Below are 20,574 nucleotides of genomic sequence, written 5' to 3' on the forward strand. Positions count from 1 at the left end.
CGTAATGAAGCAAGACAGCAGGCAGCAGAACAGGCAGCAGCTATGCAAATACACAAACGAAAATGCAGTCCACGACCACGAAAACGGTTAAAAAAGAAACATGCAATTTTCTAACCGGACACCACTGTTGGTCTCTAAGAGTTGGTACTTTGCAGTGATGTATTTTTTTGCCGCCGTCAACATGTTGTTGACGGCGGTTTTTTTTGTTTGGACGGCAGGGTGGATAACGCCAGTTTTTTATGCGAACGTCCTTCTGGCAGAGGACAGGGGACAATCGGCATCGCAGAAAATCACAGGTTCCAATTGTTTTGCGGAAATGTCAGGAGTTGAAGTAAATGACAGTAAGGGGACGGACTTCACAGCGGCAGCCGATGTCCTCGGATTTTTCCAAATAGAAATCCGATCAAAACGAATGCCGAAGTAAATGCCGCCAGCGACCAAATAACCAGCGCGCCGGTATTGATATTAAGGAATCGGAAAATCAGTCCCAGCAACAGCAGCCAGGGAATTAAGATTGCTGAAATGGTATAAAACTTCGCTCGCCCAGGTTTGTCCTCGTTGTTCAAAAAGATGCTTTCATAGTCATAGCCAGTGTTTGGAATAAGCGGTGCGTCAGAGAGGTCATAGGCACCTTTGTAGATAATGTCGAACAAATCACCAATAACGCGGCGATTATCGAAGTAGGCCAGATGCGACGCGGCGGGATCAGGAAAATGCAGGTTCGAGACATGGACGTTGTCGACCCGGTGTTTAAACTCCCTGCGATTGGCTGGGGAGTATAAGGCTCCGCTGATAATGTCACCTTCGTCCCAATAGTTGATCCAATGGATATAGGGTTTCCTGTTTCGTGAAAACGGGGCGTTTCCGATATCGCCCCGCAACTCTTCTACAACTCGCTTGTATCGGTGACAACGGCTCTTGTAGCTCTCGAAGAAGTAATGGATCTTGTCGATTGGGCTCCCGAGCGTCACGAAATGTTTGATCTTGTCGAGTCGGATCGGTTTCGCGATGGGATCAGTGGGATTATGGGCTCGATTATTTCGTACCGCCTCCAGCAGCGTGTCATGCGCCACGGTTGTCCCAAGGCTGTGGCTGACAATGACGGCTCGTCTGCAATCTGGATTCTTCAGGACGTGGGAAATCAGATCGACGCCACGTTCAATAACCCTCTTCCGGCGCTCGTGCCTGGCGTCTGTCTCTTCATAGGTCGCCCACGACTCGACGTCGCCCATATAGGTTTTGAGAAAACTCCCGACACCTGACAAACCACCCAGCGAGACGGCCAGTCCAAATGCTGTTGGCCAGGTCGGCTGAAGCTTGGAGGCCACGCTTTCCGGCAGCACGTTCAGAAACGGCAGGAGCACTTGCCATCCGGAAAGCTGTTGCAGCACGAGCAGGATCAAGCCTGTGGCGATGCCAGCCAAAAGTAGCAGCAGCAACGCCAGCGTGATGAGCAGGAATGCGTTTTTGGCCTCACGAATACGGTACCTGGATCGCCAGAGTCTGGAAAGGGCGAGACATCGTTTCAACTTGTCCGGACGCTTTCCAAGCTCCCTTTTTTGAAACTCAAGGAAGTCGTCAAAGCTACCTCTGCGAAACACACTGAGCGCTGGAGGTTTCTCAAATTTATTATAGAGTGAGACAAGTTCCTCAATATCATGTCGATTAACACCAGCTGCCCATTTTTCCGGATGCTCGAAAAGATCGACAAGAGTTGATCGACGCAGTCGCTGTCGTTCCCGCCAATTTGCCATAATTGTTTGCAGCGGCCGTCTGATCTGGCTAAAGAGCCACATTAAAACTCGCCGTACCGAACTGTGTTGCGCCATTATTGGTGCCCAATACACCTCATAGAAGCGTACATTCGTTGCGTGCGACCAGTCGTGATCGCTGGCATACCGGTGAATGGCCCGTATATAGGTCTCTGTACGTTTCGAATCATTTAGTGAAAGCTCCAGCCGTGGGCGTATTTTCGTCAGGTAGCCTTTCGCTTCACCACGTTCCCTATAGGAATTGGACAGGTAGATGTCGATGGAGTCGACCAGTCGACTGACCTCTTCATGTCGCCGCTGATTCCCCATCCCGTGCACGTAGATGACAGCAACATGACCTTGCTTTTCAGTATCCATGGTTTCCGTTTGCATTGTTTGTGTCGACATTTTATCTCCAAACTTCCAAGCCAGCGACGTCCGGTCGGGAATCGTCAAAAATCGCCTGACTCAACTCCGAAGGATTATCGTCGGGTAGCGACAGAATCGCGGTGTTCGACGAAGTCAACACCGCGATTCTTACTGACGCAGTTGGCAAGACGTCTTGCTCACCGGCGATTGTGTATGTATCCTGGGAGAGATCTTTATCGAGGCGTACTCCGCGAGCAAAATATTCTGCTGTGCGAAAATGGCAACGTTACCTTCACATTGCTATTGCTCGGGGCAGAGTTTTGTATAGCTGCTGGTCACCTTTGTATTGTAGAAGGCAATGGCCTTTTCCTTGACTTCCTGGTTTTCAGGATATTTGACCTGGTATTTTTCCAGTGTATTCAATGCACTGCTGAAGACAAGGGCCGCTTCCGCAGTGGTGAGGAAAACGGTGATATGGGCATCCTGATGTTGTGACACGTAAACTTTATAATAATAATCTAACACATAACGACCCGACAAATGGGAGCCATTCGAGATCACATGGCGCGGGTATGGAGGATATCCGCCAGGAAGGCTTGTTGAGTCAAATTCCAGCCGTTCAATGGCATCGCCAAAAGATGGATCTTTCTGACCATAGACGGTACGCGGCATACTGGTCAGGAACATCATCCCAGAGCACATGGCGCAAGGCTCCAGGGTGGTGTAAATCGTATATCCTTTCAAGTCATTTGGGCCATGAGTCGCCAGGTAACAGTCCATCAGCCGGACTTCGCCATGCTGGGTCATGTTTTTCGTGACATTGACGGAATTGCGTGCCCAGTAAACGACTTCATTATTCTCGTCGACCAGCACGGAACCGATGTTATAGCCTCGATTATTCGCCATATCAGAATTTTGCCAGTTCTTATAGACAACTGCATAGGCAAGCAACATGAAGATATTGTCGCGTTCCGCCGCCGCATCAATTTGAACCATGGCGACTTGCTTTTCGGCATATGCATTTGCCTCATTCAATAGTTTTTCGTCTACGACGATATTCTGATTGGTGGTCGCGGCTTGTCTGGTCAAATCCTTTGTCGCGCATCCCGATACCATTATAGCGATGAGAACAAACAATGAGATTGTCAGTTGTTTTATTTTGCCGGTCATCATATCTCCTCCTCCTGAATTTTTGTTAACCTGTTGTTACGATATCTTGCCCGAAAAGGGCCGCATAATCGCCGCGCCGTCCTTGCTGGCGCGGAGTGCGAAATCATCAGAGATGACATAACAAATAATCTTCTTTTCATTACACTATCTCCTTTTTGCAAACGCTAATAAATGATTAATTTCAGGTCTAAAATTAGCATAACCGGGCGTGAAAAAGACGAGCACCGCGCAGCTTTTACGTTCTGAATTTATGTGCTTTTCAGACTATTTATGTCACCGCTCTCCTGTGTTTCCCATATATCAACCATTCCTTCGATCTCTTTTTATATATGTCCTGACCATCATGTTTATAAATATTGTATAAGACAAATTAAAGTTGGGTTTAAATGCTACTTGAATAATTCAAAAACCTTAAAAATAGAAAGTATTCATCTGGTAGTAAAAAAATACATAACTGCTCTAAACAGCAACATTATTGGCATAATATTCAGTGTTGATAAACTCAATGATACCCTCTGTAATCATAACCTTTCTGGGCACCCCAAAAACTTTTCTTTGATACCAGTAATAGTCAATTTCGGGAAAATGAATGATTGAAATGCACGTACCCCTCTGCGATGCTCCCGCCAAACATGTAATACGCTATGCTATCAGGTAAATATATTGTGTTATTCAATGCAAGTGGTTAGTGTTATACTTCCGGGTAACACTGCAATAAATAGTGTTACAGGTATGTATAATTTAAAGGCTCATGTTGTGTTTCAGGGTCTTATCTAACCAGCACTTCAACCAGCGAGTGAAGCAAGGTTTTCCCGCGCTTGCCAACATTATGAACAAACTCGAAAAAACCAGGGTAGAAAGGGAGCTTCTCTTGTGAGATACCCCGGTGTGGGCGCAGCCAGCTTCGCAGCAGGGACCAGAAGCCTTCCATTGTATTTACATGGACTTCATGGAAACCATCTCCATCCTCGTCCCTGGCATATTCACCAGCTCCATGGTTCACGCTTTTATGGCTGTAACCCCATTCCTCCAGCCGGAAATAAATACTGTACTCATCGGTGTAAACCAAAGTTCCAGGCAACACAGTGGATTTTATCAATGGCTTGATGGTTACCTGGCGGACATTGGCAAGCATCTGAATCACGACTTGCCCAGTTCGTTGGATCATACCGAAAATGGGTGGTTTTTCTTTTTCGAATGTACTGCGGCCACGAGCACCCTTTAGGCGATTGCGGCGACCTTTACGCCCCTTCTTACTCACGGTTTCAGGATTCCCTTTGTGCCCCGCCACAATATAGACCTCATCGAACTCTACTTCACCTTCAAGGGTCACTTGAGGCTTTTTTTTATCACGCCCTCACGAAGCTGAGTGGTCATCTTTTGAACATCGCTACGATCTAACTCCAGTTCGGCCGAGATCTGTTTGTTAGAGAGGTTTAAACCCATGAAATAGAGGCACAATATCAAGACGTTAAGGGGTTGATGATGCCCGACAAAGAGAGTGCCGGTCAGATCGTCAAAGCGTTTACCACATTCTTTACACTCATAGCGTTGTCTGGCAGGTTCCTTGTCGTCATAACCTCTTTTGATAACTTTCTTCGAAGTACAAAACGGACACTCGCGGCCTTCAGGCCAGCGTAACTCACGCACAGTGGCGTAACATTGGACATCATCCATCAGGGTCTGTATGTGTACCAGCATAGTGCTGGCCTCTTTTCAGTAGTTGGTAAAAGGAAAGCGTGATTTTACCAAATCACGACCCCGAAACGCAACATGAGCCAACTTCAGTTAACTAAAATAATTACCTTTTTTAAACACGTTCAATCCTTGTAAACATTGACAGAATCGGTTATTTTCATCAATTTTATGCACAAAACTGCTACAGATAGGCGTTGATTAATATGGCTCTCAACAAAAATCAGCTGAATGATTGTTTTTTCATGAAAGTACAGCATGTTATTTAAATAAAGGATGCTTTTTCATGAGAATGCCACAGATCTCTTTAATGGAATGGCAGAAACGGTTTGGGACAGAGTCAAATTGCACAAATATTTTGGAAAAAGTCCGCTGGCCACAAAAATACCATTGGTCAAATGGTTTTGGGCAATCTCTCTGACAGTCTCCGGCAAAGGTGGAATTTCTGTTTTAAGAATTTTAAAAAATATCGGAGTTTCATGAACTTGTACCCGTAATATACTGAAGAAAATTCGCACAGCCATGTCTCATCAAGATAGCATTTACCGACTTGAAAATTTTATAGAATTTGATAGTACCTGTGTTCGCGGGAAAAGAGCTGGTTTTGTTGCCATGCAAGCTGTTGACACGTTTTCGGCAGCAACAGTTCGGCCCTTTCTTTCCCGTTATTTAAAACATGGTCAGCATGTTCGGACCGATGCCTTGCAGCCTTGAATTACGTAAGCAAGGATTATACTCACGATAAAAAAGTTACACCGCTCGATATGGCGGCTTAATGGCTGCCGCTTGTTCATATTATGATTGGAAACATGAAAACGTTGCTTAAAGGTACTTTTCATGGAGTTTCATCCAGATATCTCCAAGAGTATCTCGATGAATTTTACTCTCGTTTTAACCGGAGATTCTGGGATCCGAAATTACTTCTCAGACTGCTTAAGGCCTGCTTAACTCATGTTCCTGTCCAAATAACTGAATTTCATTGAGAGCCATATTGATTAATCGCCAAGGCTCTTTTATTATGAATAATTGTGTTTACAAATTAGGCACACCAACTCACATCACAAATTATGACTCAGAAAAAAGCTCTGATTATCGGCGCTGGCCCAGCTGGTCTCACAGCCGCATATGAACTTCTCAAAAATACCGACATCAAGCCCATAATTTTTGAAATGTCCTCTGACATTGGAGGGCTATCGAAGACTGTGAACTATAAAGGAAATAGAATTGATATTGGGGGGCACAGATTTTTTTCTAAATCCAGACGAGTAATGGACTGGTGGCAAAACATTATGCCGCTCCAGGGAAAACCTGCTATCGATGATGTAATTTTAAAAAGGGAAATTCCAATCCCCGTTGAAAATAGTGAAAATGATCCCGAAACAAACGACAGAGTTCTGCTCATCAGAAGTCGGTTATCGCGCATTTTCTTTTTGCGCTCGTTTTTCGATTATCCAATTTCTTTAAAATTTGATACCTTTAAAAATCTTGGAATTGTACGCATAGCGAAAATTGGGTTTTCATATATCTGGATCAATATTAAGCCAATAAAGAATGAAGAAAGCCTTGAAGATTTTTTGATAAATCGCTTTGGCACTGAACTCTATAAGACTTTTTTCAAGGATTATACTGAAAAGGTCTGGGGAGTGCCCTGTGAAGAAATTCCTGCCGACTGGGGAGCCCAAAGAATTAAAGGCCTTTCTATCACCAAAACTCTCATACACGCCTTTAAAACTATTCTATCAAGCGACAAATCCATCGATCAAAAAAATACAGAAACATCACTTATTGAACAGTTTCTTTACCCCAAACTTGGCCCGGGACAACTCTGGGAAGAAGTTGCCAGACTTGTCAAAGAAAAAGGTGGTGAAATTCACATGCAACATGAAGCTGTGGGGATTGGAGTGGACTCTGACTCAGCCGAAACCCTCACAATTCTGAATAATATCAATGGAGAAGAAACAACTTATAAATGTGATTACCTCTTCTCCACTATGCCCATAAAAGATCTCATTAAGAGAATGACCCCGTCCCAAACTCCTGACAAAGTTAAAGAAATTGCCAAGGGACTTGTTTACAGAGACTTTATCACAGTAGGTTTACTGCTGAAAAAACTCCAGATTACCAATAATACTAAAAATAAAACACTAAACAATATCGTACCTGATAACTGGATCTACATTCAAGAAAGCGATGTTAAAATAGGCCGTCTCCAGATTTTCAATAACTGGAGTCCGTACATGGTGGCTGACAAAGACCATATATGGATTGGTCTTGAGTATTTTTGTCAGGAAGGTGACAACCTCTGGTCTAAAACAGATCCTGAATTTATTGAGTTTGCCATCGAAGAGCTTGAAAAAATCGACATTATTTCTAAAGAAGATGTAATCGATTCTACAATTCTGAGAGTCCCTAAGACATATCCTGCATATTTTGGTACCTACGATCAGTTTGATGAACTCTGTGCCTACACAGATTCTCTCAAGAATCTTTTCATGATTGGAAGAAACGGAATGCACAGATATAACAACGCAGACCATTCCATGTTAACGGCAATGGTTGCAGTTGAGAATATCCAACAAGGTCTCACAACGAAAAGAAATATCTGGGAAGTTAATACAGAGCAAGAATATCACGAATCTAAATAGCATCGACTACTATGAATACAAATTTTTTTAAACCTGCTGAACTTACAGAAACCAACAGTAATTGTTTTCTTTTCTGGTGGATGCTTTTTCTGATTCTGGCCCAACTGTGGCTTGTTGAAGCACAGGATTTCGTTGCAACATATACCCCACACGATGATTATCTGTTTGTAAAACTTGCAAAACATATCCTCAGTGGTGCCTGGCTGGGTCCTTATGACCAGGTTACTCTTATTAAAGGACCGATATATCCGTTGTTTATTGCAGTAGCCCACCATACGGGTATGCCTCTGCTTCTTGTGCAGCATCTTCTCTATTCAGCAATCTGTATTCTGGCAACCATGGCTCTCCGTCCCCTGGTTAAGGGGCAATGGTTGTTTATGTTGATTTTTTTTCTTCTGTTATTTAACCCTTTTACTTACTCCTATCCGGGAACAGGACGTGCTTTTCGTTTTGGACTTTCAATGCCTCTGGTACTCGCTCTCTTTTCTTGTATGGGGGGCCTGCTCCTTAGGGTGAAATACAGTCTAAAAAATAAAATAAGCTGGAGTATTGCCACAAGTTTAATATTTTCTCTTCTCTGGTATACCCGGGAAGAAGGTATCTGGATTCTGCCTTCTCTCGCTCTGTTTGTTTTCTGTTTTCTGTTATTAGGCAGTCAAATTACTTTTACTAAAGTATTGACACGTTTTTTTATTCTCTTACCCATACCGCTTGTTTTTATCGCTTTCACAACTACTTTTTCTCATCTAAACCAGAAATATTATGGTGCTCCAGATATCATCGAGATAAAATCTCCCGAATTCCAATCAGCATTAGGAGGACTCATGAATATAGATATCGCAAAAAGTAAACGTTATATTCCCGTCAATCAGGAAAATCAAAATGCTGCCTACGCAGTAAGTCCTACTTTCAAACAACTTCAACCTTATTTTGAAGAAAGTAAAAAGGGGGCACAGCTGCCTGAATCCTTCTATATCTGGGTTCTAAGAGACATGGTCCGAAAGAGCGGCAATGCGAACTCTCTACCTGAAGCATTAGATTTCTATGGTAAGATGGGGGCAGAAATCAATGCAGCCTGTGAGGCAGGAACCATATCTTGTTTAAATCGCAAGGCCACAATAAAACCTGTATGGCGAGCAGAATATATACCGCTCATCCCGGCAACCTTCTGGGATATCTTCAAGCAGGCTATATCCTTTAGAACAGCTCATTTTAGTGAAAATGAGTACAGCAAGTGGAAGACAACAGGTAGCAAAGAAATGGTTGAGGATTACCGTTTTGTCACTCGTGAGAAATTAGTTCCAGGGCACTGGCATCACATACAGGCATATCCCAAATACTACATGCACATGATAGTTGAAAAATTTAGAATTTTATCTGACATTGGTAAAGGTTATAATAAAATAATTCCTCTTTTCTTCGTGCTTTCACTTCTTGTACATCTGGCCTTTCTGGTACGCTCGATCAGGAGCCGCCAGCTCGATTTTGCTTCTATGTTCGGTCTTATTACCTTAGGGGGTATTATCTCTCTGGTAAGTATTCTCACATATATAAAGATCACCCTATGGCCCATCAACAGGCCTCTTTTTTCAGCATATCCTCTTGTCCTGTATTACATCTCAACGATGGCAGTCTTTTCGTACTTATTTTTACAAAAAAGATTTAAGCAAACCAATAATAAAAAAAGAATAGTTGAATCTTAAACGGCCGCTGGATTCAAGTAATAAGTACAACACGTTTTCCAGCGTGGTTAGCCCTTTTAAGGCTTTTCGCGGTGTCAAATTCAACAACAGAACTCCGTTGTCTATTTCCTCTTGAGAAAGAGTCGCCATATCAAATTTTTTGGAGCATTCTCATGTGACGATTAAGATCGTGGTTCGCTCCGCTCTCACGATCTCACCTTGTATGTTTTTTATAAAAGTTTTAATCTTTGTCGAAGATCAGAGAGCGTGTCTTAAAGTGTGATAGATCTTCTCTTTCAAGTATTTGAAGACCGTGAAAACAGAGGTCGTCACACCGCTTATTCGCTAGAAGTTCTCACATCTTTTAAAAAATGTATCATTTGCTGTTCTTGTGCAATTTTTCCCGGCTTTTTTAGCAGCATATAATCCTTTATCTGCCTCCTTAATTAAATCTTTATAGCTTTTCATGTCAGGTAATCGAGACGCAACGCCGACACTAATGCTGCCATGCCAGGCTTCCCTCCCCGTTGGTATTCGAAGTTCTGACACGGTTTTACGGGTGATTTCAGCGATATGTATTCCACCTTCTATATCCGTATCAGGACAGATAGCGAAAAACTCATCCCCCCCGAGGCGATATACGAAATCATCATTTCGCAAAGAATGCTGAAGTGTTTTAGCCAATTTTATTAATACCTCATCTCCGGCATCATGCCCATACGTATCATTAACTTCTTTAAAATTATCTGCATCTATCATCATACACACTAAGGAAGAATCTTTTTGCAATGATTCATCCCAAATTCTGGACAGACTCTGCATGGCATGCCGGCGATTGGGAAGCCCGGTCAAAACATCCGTCAAAGCCAATTCTTCAAAATACAGATTGGCCTCAGAGAGTTCTTTAGTGCGTAGTGCCACTTTTTCTTCAAGCGACTCGTTCAGTTGTTTTAACTCTTTATTTCGTATTGACACTTGCTCGAACAAACCATTCAATGCTTCGAGCAATGGTACCGTTGCGTTATATCTCTCCTGTTTCATTTTTTCGTATGCTTCATGCGGACTCATTCCATATTGTATAGCCTTTATCTGCCTTGTCATATTCTGATCTTCACCAAGAATATGATAGGCAAGCCAATGTATGAGAAAATTCAAAAAAGTGCTGGCTTGATCAAGGTTATCGATAGAGATACTTGAATAGATTGATGTCACGTCATCCAGAAAGCTTTTGTGGATATCAATATGGTGCTTCAAGTGAGAGGCATTCACCCTGGCTTCCAACATCAGTTTTTCTTCTTCCTGGAAATGGTATACAGCATAATCTGCTAATTGATTATAGAGACAATCTACATCCTCTATATGTATTAAATTTTCAGCCAGCAGGTTGCTAAATTTATTAATGATATCGACAAGATGATGGTGTTGTTTATCAACTTCTGCCAATCCAGTTACAAAATGTGATCCCCACTGAAAATATTTCATAGCTATTTTTCCTGGTTTCGATTGTTGGTTATACTTCTAACGTGGAGCTGACGAGCCCGCGAAGGCGCATCAACGAAGCGAAGCCAGCTCTTCGTGTGTTCCGGTTGCGCAGCATGCTGGGCTCTTAATGACCTTATGGGTACATTTAGTAACATATTTGCAATAGAGGGAATTGCTTTCTTTTTTGACCGTTCCGCACTTGTCCAGGATACAGATATTTCCCTGCTCATTCCTGAAGTAAACTTTTGGCCTTTATCTGTGCCGCAAGCGTTTTGGGATCAATCAGACTGTTTGTGGTATCAACAGTTATGCTGCAGGCAACCTCTTCACTCTCCAGCGGCTGCCATTTGGCCATCTGCATCTCCAAGACCCTCAGATCGGCATCTGAAACATCGTTTGTTCTCTGTACAATACGCTGACGCAAGGTTTCGGGGCTTGCGGTAAACTCTAAAATGACAAAAGGTGTTTTGCCTGCCCTGGCCAGTTTCTCAAATTGCTGCCGTTCATGGAGGCGTAGAAATACCGCATCGACAAGTACAGAATATCCGGCGCTGAGCACGCTGCCTGCCAGTGCTGCCAATTTTCTATAGGTCTTTTCTGTGGCCTCGGAGGTGTACATTCCTTCGTCCACAGCGGCCTTTGCATCATCTTCCGGTCGACAAGCAAAGAGGCGCTTGCGTTCAACATCTGAACGAATACGCAGAGCCCCCAGTTGTTCCACAAGGGTTTTGCTCACCGTACTCTTGCCCGAAGCGGACATCCCCCGGGTAATAATGAGTTGTGGCCGTACCGGCTGGATATAGCCACGTGCCAGTTGCAGATAACCAGAAAAATCCCGTTCGGCGGTCTCCTTTTCCACCTGCTTAATTCCCGGCTGATGGATGCGGATGGCATTAATCTTGGCCCGAACCAGTGCCCGATAGACCTGATAAAAGCGCAACACGCTTACTCCTGCATAATCCCCGGTATGCTCTAAATAGTTGTTGAGAAAACGCTGCGCCAGTTCTGCCTGCTTTCTATCCTGCAGATCCATCAGCAGGAACGCGACATCACTTATCACATCGATCCAGCGCAAAGTTGGACTGAACTCGATACAATCAAAGACAATTGGGGCATCATCCTCCCAGGCAATATTTTGCAGATGCAAATCACCATGACATTCACGGATAAAACCATCGATTTTACGCTGGCAAAAGATAGGATGCAGCCGATGGAATTCTGTCGCCACCCATTGCTCCAGCTCTGTAATTTTTTGCAAAATGTTTACATCTGTAACGTGCTCACGTATCTGCCTGAAATTTTCTTCAACAGGCTGGAAAATTACATCGGGATTGCCATACCTGCTCTTCACCTCTGCAACTTCAGCCAGAGCATGAAAATCCGCTATAACCTTTGCCAGGATATCAATCTGCCGGGGTTGTATACCTCCAATGGCCAGTGCACGGTCGAGTTGTGCCTCCTGCGGGAAGGCTCGCATCTTGACAGCATACTCAATCGCCTCTCCCTCACCTGCCCATCTCGGCTGTTTAACCGAGCCGGTGATGGGCACGACTGAGAGATAAATTTCGGGTGCCAGCCTTTTATTGAGGCGAAGTTCCTCTTCGCAAAAAAAATGTCGTTTTTCCAGAGTGGAAAAATCGAGGAATCCGAGATCTATCGCTTTTTTAATCTTATAGACATAAGATCCGGCAAGTATCACCCAGGAGATGTGGGTCTCTATCAATGTACATTTCTCGGGTGGCGGATCAAATTGGTCCGGATGCATCAGGGAAGTAATCAGGGAAGCAGGTTGGAGAGTTTCTGTGCTCATAGTCAAGACCTCCAGTGTTTTCACAACTTGGGTGGATATAACTTATACTATGAGCTAACATGAAATAATGATTGCTGACAAGGGTAAACCTGTTTTTTTACTTAACAGGTTTACTTCAGCAACCAAAGATCATTCGATAATATCTTTACTTACGGGAACCTTGAATATGAACGAGATACAAGATTCTTCAAGGCACCCTGAAGTATTCTCAGATTTTGCCCTTACTGACTGCTCAGCACAGCGAAGGCTGCCGTGCAGATCGCCACTGATGATTCCGCATCTTCAGCGGAAATTTCCTCGCCATCCTTGTAAAAAGTTGCACGCCAATACGTATCGGTCATGCTTCTGGCGCAGAGGTCTTTCAATTGAAAGAAAAATCCTTTTTTTTCCAACACTCCAGCCAGTTCTACAGCTGCGTGAATGTCAGAGACGGCATTAGCAGGGAATGCCTCTCCTAAGAAATTTTTGAGTTCTTTTTCAAGTTTTTCGGGTATAGATTCAGACATTTTGGTTTCCAATATGATGTTTTTTTGTATGCAGATGAAGTCAACGTCCCAATATGCGGGAGGGTTGTTCTCTGTAATTCATTTCTTACAATTCTGGTGAACCTCCTTTATATATAGTTTTTGCTTTAGGTTACCTTTAACCTATCTGATTTATTTATGAGTTTTAACTTATGATCATCAAAATATCTTAACAATGTACAAAACGACCAGAGGATTTCTGGCCAGGGATTCCCATTTCCCTCTCCTGACTCTCTATTGCTTTATCATCGTGTTCATTATTTTTTTAGATTATAACATCAAGAGACATCCAGCACCAGCTCTTCCCACTTTGGTAATAAATCATTGTTTTCACGAATATTACGGGATGGAGAGTATCTCCAGGGATATTTCGATGTGATACCATTTACATTTTGTATTGGCGGATTCAAAGGCAGTGGGATGGGAAAAGGGAGACAGGAGAAAGGAGAAAGGAGACGGGAGAAAGGGAAAAGAGGAAAGACAAAGACTGGATGGCCAGCGAAACACGCGAAATACACGAAAGCTTCTCTATATAAAAGGCCTTTTTTCGTATGTTTAGAGTATTCCTTTGGCAAAAAGTCTTTTCGCTGTGCCGTCTTTCACAAGTATACCTTAAGCCATTTCATTCCACAACGAACTTCATCAGGTTTTGTTGCCCTGCTTTTTCCTGTCTCCTGCCTCCTTTCTCCCTTTTTGTCTTTGTCTTTTTTCGCCTGTTTATCCATTCGTAATCGCCCCAAAAGATGTCCACGCAGTCGCGTTCTCTGAAAAATGTGATTGGGATGAGAAATCCCCGACAGGGACGATCCCAATGATCTGCAACCACTCTTCAAGGATGCCTTCCGAAAAGTACAGCGTGGTAAGGTTCTGAAAAAAAGAAGTAAAAAGAACGGAAAAAACAATCTTTTACCTTCAGGATGTCCGTACTGCTGTTGTGTACCATGATTGCCGGGAGGTGATTGTTCTCATACTGCAAAGGATTGGTTCTCATATATAGAAATAAGGAATTTCTATACATATCGTTGGCACTATGTATAGAAAAGTGGCATTTTGTATGCGTATTATAAAGATTCACTTGCAATGTAGTATTCTATGGTATATAGTAGTAATGCAAACAGAACTTAGGAGGAATTTTATGATGCTATCTGCATATGCCAAGAACCTTGGCATTGGTTATAGAACAGCTTGGAATCATTTTAAAGCTGGCAAGATTAAAGGTGCTTACCAACTGGAATCTGGGACTATTATAGTTCCTGATGATATTGTAGACAACAAACTTGCTACCGTTATATATAGCAGGGTTAGTAGCTCTCAAAATAAAGCGAACTTGGAGGCTCAAGCCAGGAGGCTTAGTCAGTGGGCTACTATTAACGGTTATACAGTAAGTGACGTAGTTAAAGAGGTTGGGAGCGGTCTTAATGACAACCGTAAAAAACTTAACAGGATACTGAGCGATGAGACTATAGGTTTTATTATAGTCGAACACAAAGATAGACTTACGCGTTTTGGTTTTAACTATATAAAAGCATTACTAAACAGTAAAGGCGGTGATATAATCGTTGTTAACGTAGTTGATAATGATAAAGAAGACCTTGTTCAGGATTTTATATCAGTTATAACATCTTTCTGTACCCGAATATACGGGCAACGTAGAAGCAAAAGAAAAACTGAAAAATTATTGGAGAATTTAGAAATTAATGATAAATAAATCTTATAAAATACGCCTCTACCCTAACAAGGATCAGGAGGTGTTAATTAACAAAACCTTCGGTTGTGTTAGGAAAGTGTGGAATGTTTTATTAGATAAAAACATAAGTGGTTATGAAGCCCATAAAGATTTACCTAAGTCTTGAAAACAAAACTACAATACAACAGTTTTAAAAGCAGAGTATGACTTTATTTCAGAAGTTAGTGCTGCTGCTTTGCAGCAAAAGAGTAGAGATTTGAAAAAGACTTCCTCGCAATGATTTAGAAGTGTAACAGGGAAGCGCAAAGCTTCTATAGGCCACCCTAAGTTATCAATAATCCACTCATGGAGTTGTTTATGGATATCCCGGAAATGTAATTGTACACCACAAAAGCAGCGTTTCAACTCGGCCCGTAATGATAAACGCCTGGGTGCACAATAAAATTCATTTTGGAACTACATTTAAAGAGAATTGAATGTACAGTGCATATTCAACTCCCCTGAGTTACAGGCAGGGTAAGAGTTACTCGCAGACCGGGATTCGTGTTACTGACGATAATGTTTCCACCATGGTGATGAATAATAGTTCGCGCAATAGACATTCCAAGACCAACATTCCCTGACTCTGTATTGCGTTCTTTCCCAAGACGAACGAAAGGCTCAAATATCTCCTCTTTTTTCTCTTCTGGTATTCCCGGTCCCTGGTCCTGTATTATGATAATAAGATGGTCATGGCAATCCTCAAAACTCATCTGTACTTCAAAACCGTAGTTTATTCCATTTTCCAGAATATTACGAAAGGCGCGTTTAAGCGATATTCTGCGTCCACTGTATTGGTAAGAAGGAACCCTGGCTGTAAAGGAAACTCCTGAAAATTCATCTGTAAGTTCCTGCAGGGCAAGGACAATATCGAAACTGTTGTTCTTTTCTTTTACAGCATCCTGACTTGAAAAAAGAAGGCAGCTTGCCACCATGTTCTGCATTTCCTCAAGGGTTGCTGTCATTTTATCCCTGAGATCTTTATCTTCTATAAATTCCACCCTGAGGCGAAGGGAGGTGAGCGGGGTGCGGAGATCATGACTGATAGAGGCCAGCATCTTTGTTCTGTCCTGCACAAATCGTGTCAATCGGTGCTGCATAACGTTAAACGCTTCTATGGTGGAGGAGAGTTCCTGCGGCCCCCGTATTTTGAGAGGTTCAACTGTTTCTCCCCGGCCAAGCCGTTCTGCCGCATCTGAGAGGGTGGACAGGGGGGAGGTGATGCGTTTTACGGCAAAGACAACCACAAGTGAAATTCCTGCCAGGGTAAGCAGGGCGGAGAGGAGAACAGGAAACAAAACCAGCGCCTCACCGGGTTCTTGAACCAGCTTCACATTCAACCATTCTGTCGTATTCAGGGGCAGGGAAAGTGCAGTAGAAGGACAGCGTTGCGGCAAGCGTTCGAGATCGCCTGAATCGAAGCACTCATCCATTCTGTCGGAAAACCAGAAAGAGAGCATGGTGGAAAGAGTGACAGGTTTCTCCAGAATATATACAGGTCCCGTATTAATTTTGCTTTTGAGAACCCTTGCAAAATTGTCCCTGCCGGAAATTTCTGCCGTGCTGACAGGATCACTGGAAATGGAAAAAGAGATATCAGGATTGCTGGAGAGATAAAGAGCCTGATCTCTTGTGTCCCCTGAGAGGGATGAAATGATTTTATATGTTGAAATAAGATTGTTCAGGTAGGCCTGTTCTTCCTGTTCTCCAAAGTTTCCTTTTTTTTCGGAGAGAATGAAGAAAAAAATGACTGTCTGGGAAAAAAAGATCGCGGCAACAATCAGCAAGATAAGCTGTCCACCCATGGTTTTGGGTATCTTTTTCATGTTTGTACAGTATCCACTGTCAGCATATAACCTCCACCCCAGATCGTTTTTATGAGTTCTGGGCTTTTGGGGTCAATTTCAATTTTTTTCCGCAGACGACTTACCTGATTGTCAATCGAACGATCGAAGAAATCACTCTCCCTGTTGCTTGTCATATTCAGGAGTTGATCCCGTGAAAGGACAACTTTTGGGTGTTTGAGGAACGTCAATAACAATTTAAATTCAACGGTGCTGAGTGGAATTTCATTTTCATTTATTCCCTTTTTCAAGACTCGGCGATCAACATGAAGAGTCCAATCTGCAAAAGTGATATATCCGGATTCTATTTTAGAAAATTGCCTTGGTACACTGTTTGTTCTTCGTAATACATTCTTTATCCTCGCCAGTAACTCCCTCGGGTTGAATGGTTTTGTGACATAATCATCTGCGCCCATTTCCAACCCTACAATAACATCTGTGTCATCAACTAACGCTGTTAAGAGAATAACAGGAATGTCTTTTGTTTCCCTGATGCGACGACAAATATCCAACCCTCCTTCGCCAGGCATCAATATATCAAGAACTATCAAATCTATTTCGGAACTCCTTAAAAATTTGTTTAATTCCTCACCATTTGCGGCCATACTGACACGATAATTATTTTTTTGAAGATATTCTGCCAGCGGTTCGCGAATGCTTTTGTGATCATCAACAACAAGTATATGTGGATTTGTATTCATAATATGCAGTCTGTACTGTAGGACGGAGAAAGGGAAAGGCGAAAAACGGTAAAATATTTTTTTTCACCGCGAAGAACGCGAAGGAACACGAAGGAAAGCGAAAACGGGAGACAGGGAAAAGCAAAAGGCGGAAAGACAAAGACTGGATGGCTAAAAAATTCTTTTGTTGTTCCGTCTTTCATGGGGATACCTTAAAACAGTCTCATCCCACGACAGATGTCATCGGGTTTTATTGTCCTGCTTTTTGCGGTCTCCTGCCTTCTTTCTCCCTTTTTGTCTTTTTCCCCTCTATTTCAATGTCTCGAAGCCCTTTATATCTCTTTTCAACAAGATATAACAGGAAATTAATGTGTCAAAATATGTCAGGGGGGCCCTTTGGCACAGATTGATACATTTGCAGTGCAATGTGACATATTCTCGTGACACTCTCCTGTTAAGGTACCTGAAATCTCCAGATAAAGGCAGTTTCTATATTCATTCATTACATATTTGTTTGTAGTATTTCAAGGTGACCTGATGAGCGTAAAAAAAATAATGTATGCCCGTTATGGGAGTGTTGTTGTATTTAGCTCCATTTTTCTCCTTCTCGCTTTTATAACGAGGACAACTCTCCTTATTGCGGATTTTTCAAATGTTAATCCTGATATAGTGTGTATTCTTCAAATATATTTTTATGGCCTTTTTTATGATCTTATAGCACTGTCTTATTTTATTATTCCTCTCGTTCTGTATCTTTTCTTTATACCTGATTTTATTTATAGAAACAAGATTCATTTCTGGATATTCAACCTGTTTTTTATCGTTTCAGTAGGAATCCTTGTTTTTTCCTGTATTGGAGAGGGACTCTTCTGGGAAGAATTTGGGGTGCGATATAATTTTATTGCTGTTGATTATCTTGTTTATACCCATGAAGTTATTTCGAATATCAATGAATCATATAACATGCCCCTGATTATTTCTGAAATATTGTTTTTGTCTTTTCTTCTCTTCTGGGGAATACGCAAGTTTCTCAAAAATACTCTTGTTCATGTAACATCTTTCAAGACCAGACTGGCAGCCAGCTTTTTTCTGCTTATGGTGCCTCTCATTTCTTTCTATGCAGTAGATCAAGATACTCTTGAGATAAAGAATACAACGTATGCAAATGAATTGGCGCATAATGGAATGTATCAGTTGTTTGCGGCATTTCGTAATAACGAACTCGATTATAATAAATTTTATATATCCATTCCGAATAAAGCAGCTTTTGCCAATTTACGTACATCCCTGAAAACTCCGAACAGCGTGTATATCAGTAATGATCCCTTTGATATTCGACGTCAGATAAAATACAGCGGAGAAGAAAAAAGATACAACATCATGCTGATCACCGTTGAAAGCTTGAGCGCCTCTTTCTTTACCCGCTTTGGGGATCAGGAAAATATAACACCGAATCTTGATAGTATCGTTAAAAAATCCCTCTTTTTCACGAATTTTTTTGCTACAGGAACGCGAACAGTTCGTGGAATGGAGGCGTTGACCCTCTCTCTGCCTCCAACCCCTGGATATTCAATTGTTAAGAGACCGAATAATGAAGGCTTGTTTTCTCTCGGAAGTGTTTTGCGCAGCAAAGGATATCTCCCTTCTTTTATTTATTCCGGAATGGGCTATTTTGATAATATGAACTCTTTTTTTTCTCATAACGGATACGAAACAGTTGATCGTAAAAATTTTACTGAAGAAGAAGTTTCTTTTGAAAATGCCTGGGGGGTCTGTGACGAAGACCTGTATGCAAAAGCCATGCAGATTTCTGATGATGCCTGGAGAAAAGGAAAACCCTTTTATAATTTTCTGATGACAACATCAAACCACCGGCCCTACACGTATCCTGAGGGGAAGATTGACATTCCTTCGCACAGCGGAAGAAGCGGGGCGGTAAAATATACTGATTATGCTCTCGGAAAATTTTTCCGCGAAGCGCGTAAACACCCGTGGTTTGATAATACTCTCTTTGTAATTGTTGGCGATCATTGTGCTTCAAGTGCCGGAAAAACGGTCCTTCCTGTGGCGAATTATCACATCCCACTGATTATATACGCACCAGAAATTTTAAAACCTCAAGAAATCTCCACACTGTCCTCACAGATCGATTTTGCTCCAACAATTATGGGTTTGTTAAATACAAGCTATGTGTCAAATTTTTTTGGGAAAGATATTTTGTTGAATGAAAAAGGCAGGGCGTTCATTGGGACGTATCAAAAAATTGGAATGTTGCATGATGATACATTAACGGTGGAAATGCCGACGAAGCGCTCAGAATCCTTTACAGTCAGTGGCCTGCAGCAAACAGCATCTTCGATAAACGAGGATGAGTTGAAGGATCTCATCTCATACTATCAATCGGCAAGTTATCTTTTCCATACTAAAAAAGATAAATTTTAACCCCGACAATATTTATCATCACTGCACCGTGCTATACCAGCACATTTTTTACTGATCAGAGAACGCGACTGCGTGGACATTTTTTTTGGCGATTACGAATGGATAGGATGTAAAATTGATCTCAATGGTGATAACAGTGGCATTACATCACCATTGGTGGAAAATCGGTACGGCGGTGGTTTCCCGCAACGTTATTGTGTAGACAAGGCATGCCTTGTCTCTACGGTGGTGGCAATCAGCGAAATGGCAACTATCACCGATAACCCTCGAAATAATACACGCCATGTTGTCACTACGGGGGATAATTGCGGGATTGCATCCGGATCTGTACAATCAATATCCGTAAGATACATTCCCAACATCGTAGAGACGCCCAAATTGGTCGTCTCTACAAAGACCTTTTGCTTTTTCCCGTCTCCCGTCTCCTTTCTCCTGTCTCCCTTTTTCCTGCCTTTGAACCCGCCAATACAAAATGTAAATGGTGTTACTGTGCAAGGTCCGTGCAATGCGCCTGCCCGGGAAGTTCCCCGTTGTCATTCCCGCATTCCAGGTGCTTTGCAGCAGGACGTCTCCCGGCGAGGCCGCTGCAGGCATCTTTGTGCCGGTGCGGTAAAAGATAAAACGAATCTAATTCCGCGAAGTTGTGCGATGGCAGAGACTGACAACCAGGAGCTGTCTCCGCCTGCCCGGTTGTGGTTATGAGGGGTAAGATAAAGTCTTGCAACTTGTTCTTCAGGTGGTATTCTGGGTGGTT

General features: G+C 42.5%; 13 protein-coding genes and 2 pseudogenes. 7 read left to right on the forward strand and 8 right to left on the reverse strand.

All coding sequences use genetic code 11. The annotated features are described in order from the left end of the window. Positions 1 to 356: 356 nt before the first annotated feature. The 3 genes and pseudogenes from JWG39_RS09515 to JWG39_RS17050 all read right to left on the reverse strand — a co-directional run bounded on the left by JWG39_RS09515 (position 357) and on the right by JWG39_RS17050 (position 4,991). Positions 357 to 2,129 (reverse strand): hypothetical protein, encoded by a 1,773-nt coding sequence (locus JWG39_RS09515; protein WP_205219161.1) that lies wholly within the window; start codon positions 2,127 to 2,129, stop codon positions 357 to 359. A gap of 291 nt (positions 2,130 to 2,420) precedes the next feature. After that, positions 2,421 to 3,293, reverse strand: a complete 873-nt coding sequence (locus JWG39_RS09520; protein WP_205219162.1) for a nucleoside deaminase — start codon at positions 3,291 to 3,293, stop codon at positions 2,421 to 2,423. 766 nt (positions 3,294 to 4,059) lie between these two features. Then, positions 4,060 to 4,991: pseudogene (locus JWG39_RS17050) on the reverse strand (IS1595 family transposase). 280 nt (positions 4,992 to 5,271) lie between these two features. Between JWG39_RS17050 and JWG39_RS09535 the strand changes: the two are divergent. The 3 genes and pseudogenes from JWG39_RS09535 to JWG39_RS09545 all read left to right on the forward strand — a co-directional run bounded on the left by JWG39_RS09535 (position 5,272) and on the right by JWG39_RS09545 (position 9,333). Continuing rightward, positions 5,272 to 5,968 (forward strand): annotated as a pseudogene (locus JWG39_RS09535) (transposase). A gap of 84 nt (positions 5,969 to 6,052) precedes the next feature. Continuing rightward, the gene (locus JWG39_RS09540; protein ID WP_205219165.1) at positions 6,053 to 7,630 is read left to right on the forward strand and encodes an NAD(P)/FAD-dependent oxidoreductase; all 1,578 of its coding nucleotides are present in this window, start codon (positions 6,053 to 6,055) and stop codon (positions 7,628 to 7,630) included. An 11-nt stretch (positions 7,631 to 7,641) separates the two neighbouring features. Then, positions 7,642 to 9,333, forward strand: a complete 1,692-nt coding sequence (locus tag JWG39_RS09545) for a hypothetical protein (protein ID WP_205219166.1) — start codon at positions 7,642 to 7,644, stop codon at positions 9,331 to 9,333. Positions 9,334 to 9,657: 324 nt separating this feature from the next. On the opposite strand, the gene JWG39_RS09550 is transcribed toward JWG39_RS09545, so the two are convergent. From JWG39_RS09550 to JWG39_RS09560, 3 genes are all read right to left on the reverse strand, one after another. Further along, positions 9,658 to 10,794 carry a GGDEF domain-containing protein gene (locus JWG39_RS09550; RefSeq protein WP_205219167.1) on the reverse strand — a complete coding sequence of 379 codons (1,137 nt, stop codon included), beginning with the start codon at positions 10,792 to 10,794 and terminating at the stop codon, positions 9,658 to 9,660. Between the two features lie 226 nt (positions 10,795 to 11,020). Beyond that, positions 11,021 to 12,604, reverse strand: coding sequence for a bifunctional aminoglycoside phosphotransferase/ATP-binding protein (locus JWG39_RS09555; protein ID WP_205219168.1), 1,584 nt, complete (start codon positions 12,602 to 12,604; stop codon positions 11,021 to 11,023). A gap of 221 nt (positions 12,605 to 12,825) precedes the next feature. Then, positions 12,826 to 13,110, reverse strand: a complete 285-nt coding sequence (locus JWG39_RS09560; protein WP_205219169.1) for a hypothetical protein — start codon at positions 13,108 to 13,110, stop codon at positions 12,826 to 12,828. A 1,153-nt stretch (positions 13,111 to 14,263) separates the two neighbouring features. Here JWG39_RS09560 and JWG39_RS09565 point away from each other — a divergent pair. Next, positions 14,264 to 14,836: an IS607 family transposase gene (locus tag JWG39_RS09565; RefSeq protein WP_205219170.1), complete on the forward strand. Its 573-nt coding sequence runs from the start codon at positions 14,264 to 14,266 to the stop codon at positions 14,834 to 14,836. Beyond that, positions 14,826 to 14,981: a helix-turn-helix domain-containing protein gene (locus tag JWG39_RS17055; protein WP_205219171.1), complete on the forward strand. Its 156-nt coding sequence runs from the start codon at positions 14,826 to 14,828 to the stop codon at positions 14,979 to 14,981. The genes JWG39_RS09565 and JWG39_RS17055 overlap by 11 nt, the downstream gene beginning before the upstream one ends. A 325-nt stretch (positions 14,982 to 15,306) precedes the next feature. Here JWG39_RS17055 and JWG39_RS09575 read toward each other — a convergent pair whose 3' ends face one another. Continuing rightward, entirely contained in the window at positions 15,307 to 16,680 is a 1,374-nt protein-coding gene (locus JWG39_RS09575) for a sensor histidine kinase (protein ID WP_205219172.1), read from the reverse strand. Continuing rightward, the gene (locus JWG39_RS09580; protein ID WP_205219173.1) at positions 16,677 to 17,399 is read right to left on the reverse strand and encodes a response regulator; all 723 of its coding nucleotides are present in this window, start codon (positions 17,397 to 17,399) and stop codon (positions 16,677 to 16,679) included. Before JWG39_RS09580 ends, JWG39_RS09575 begins: the two co-directional genes overlap by 4 nt. Before the next feature lie 516 nt (positions 17,400 to 17,915). On the opposite strand from JWG39_RS09580, the gene JWG39_RS09585 reads away from it, so the two are divergent. Both JWG39_RS09585 and JWG39_RS09590 read left to right on the forward strand, forming a co-directional pair. Continuing rightward, complete coding sequence (locus JWG39_RS09585; RefSeq protein ID WP_205219174.1) at positions 17,916 to 19,820, forward strand: LTA synthase family protein; 1,905 nt, start codon at positions 17,916 to 17,918, stop codon at positions 19,818 to 19,820. 72 nt (positions 19,821 to 19,892) lie between these two features. Beyond that, complete coding sequence (locus JWG39_RS09590; protein WP_205219175.1) at positions 19,893 to 20,522, forward strand: hypothetical protein; 630 nt, start codon at positions 19,893 to 19,895, stop codon at positions 20,520 to 20,522. Positions 20,523 to 20,574 lie beyond the last annotated feature (52 nt).

Origin of the sequence: Desulforhopalus vacuolatus, from assembly GCF_016918505.1 — a bacterium.
Taxonomy (GTDB): domain Bacteria; phylum Desulfobacterota; class Desulfobulbia; order Desulfobulbales; family Desulfocapsaceae; genus Desulforhopalus; species Desulforhopalus vacuolatus.

Excerpts from the sequence above, each read along its gene's own strand:
- JWG39_RS09515 (WP_205219161.1), bottom strand. The coding sequence starts at position 2,129 with ATGGATACTGAAAAGCAAGGTCATGTTGCTGTCATCTACGTGCACGGG.
- JWG39_RS09520 (WP_205219162.1), bottom strand. The coding sequence starts at position 3,293 with ATGATGACCGGCAAAATAAAACAACTGACAATCTCATTGTTTGTTCTC.
- JWG39_RS09540 (WP_205219165.1), top strand. The coding sequence starts at position 6,053 with ATGACTCAGAAAAAAGCTCTGATTATCGGCGCTGGCCCAGCTGGTCTC.
- JWG39_RS09545 (WP_205219166.1), top strand. The coding sequence starts at position 7,642 with ATGAATACAAATTTTTTTAAACCTGCTGAACTTACAGAAACCAACAGT.
- JWG39_RS09550 (WP_205219167.1), bottom strand. The coding sequence starts at position 10,794 with ATGAAATATTTTCAGTGGGGATCACATTTTGTAACTGGATTGGCAGAA.
- JWG39_RS09555 (WP_205219168.1), bottom strand. The coding sequence starts at position 12,604 with ATGAGCACAGAAACTCTCCAACCTGCTTCCCTGATTACTTCCCTGATG.
- JWG39_RS09560 (WP_205219169.1), bottom strand. The coding sequence starts at position 13,110 with ATGTCTGAATCTATACCCGAAAAACTTGAAAAAGAACTCAAAAATTTC.
- JWG39_RS09565 (WP_205219170.1), top strand. The coding sequence starts at position 14,264 with ATGATGCTATCTGCATATGCCAAGAACCTTGGCATTGGTTATAGAACA.
- JWG39_RS17055 (WP_205219171.1), top strand. The coding sequence starts at position 14,826 with ATGATAAATAAATCTTATAAAATACGCCTCTACCCTAACAAGGATCAG.
- JWG39_RS09575 (WP_205219172.1), bottom strand. The coding sequence starts at position 16,680 with ATGAAAAAGATACCCAAAACCATGGGTGGACAGCTTATCTTGCTGATT.
- JWG39_RS09580 (WP_205219173.1), bottom strand. The coding sequence starts at position 17,399 with ATGAATACAAATCCACATATACTTGTTGTTGATGATCACAAAAGCATT.
- JWG39_RS09585 (WP_205219174.1), top strand. The coding sequence starts at position 17,916 with ATGAGCGTAAAAAAAATAATGTATGCCCGTTATGGGAGTGTTGTTGTA.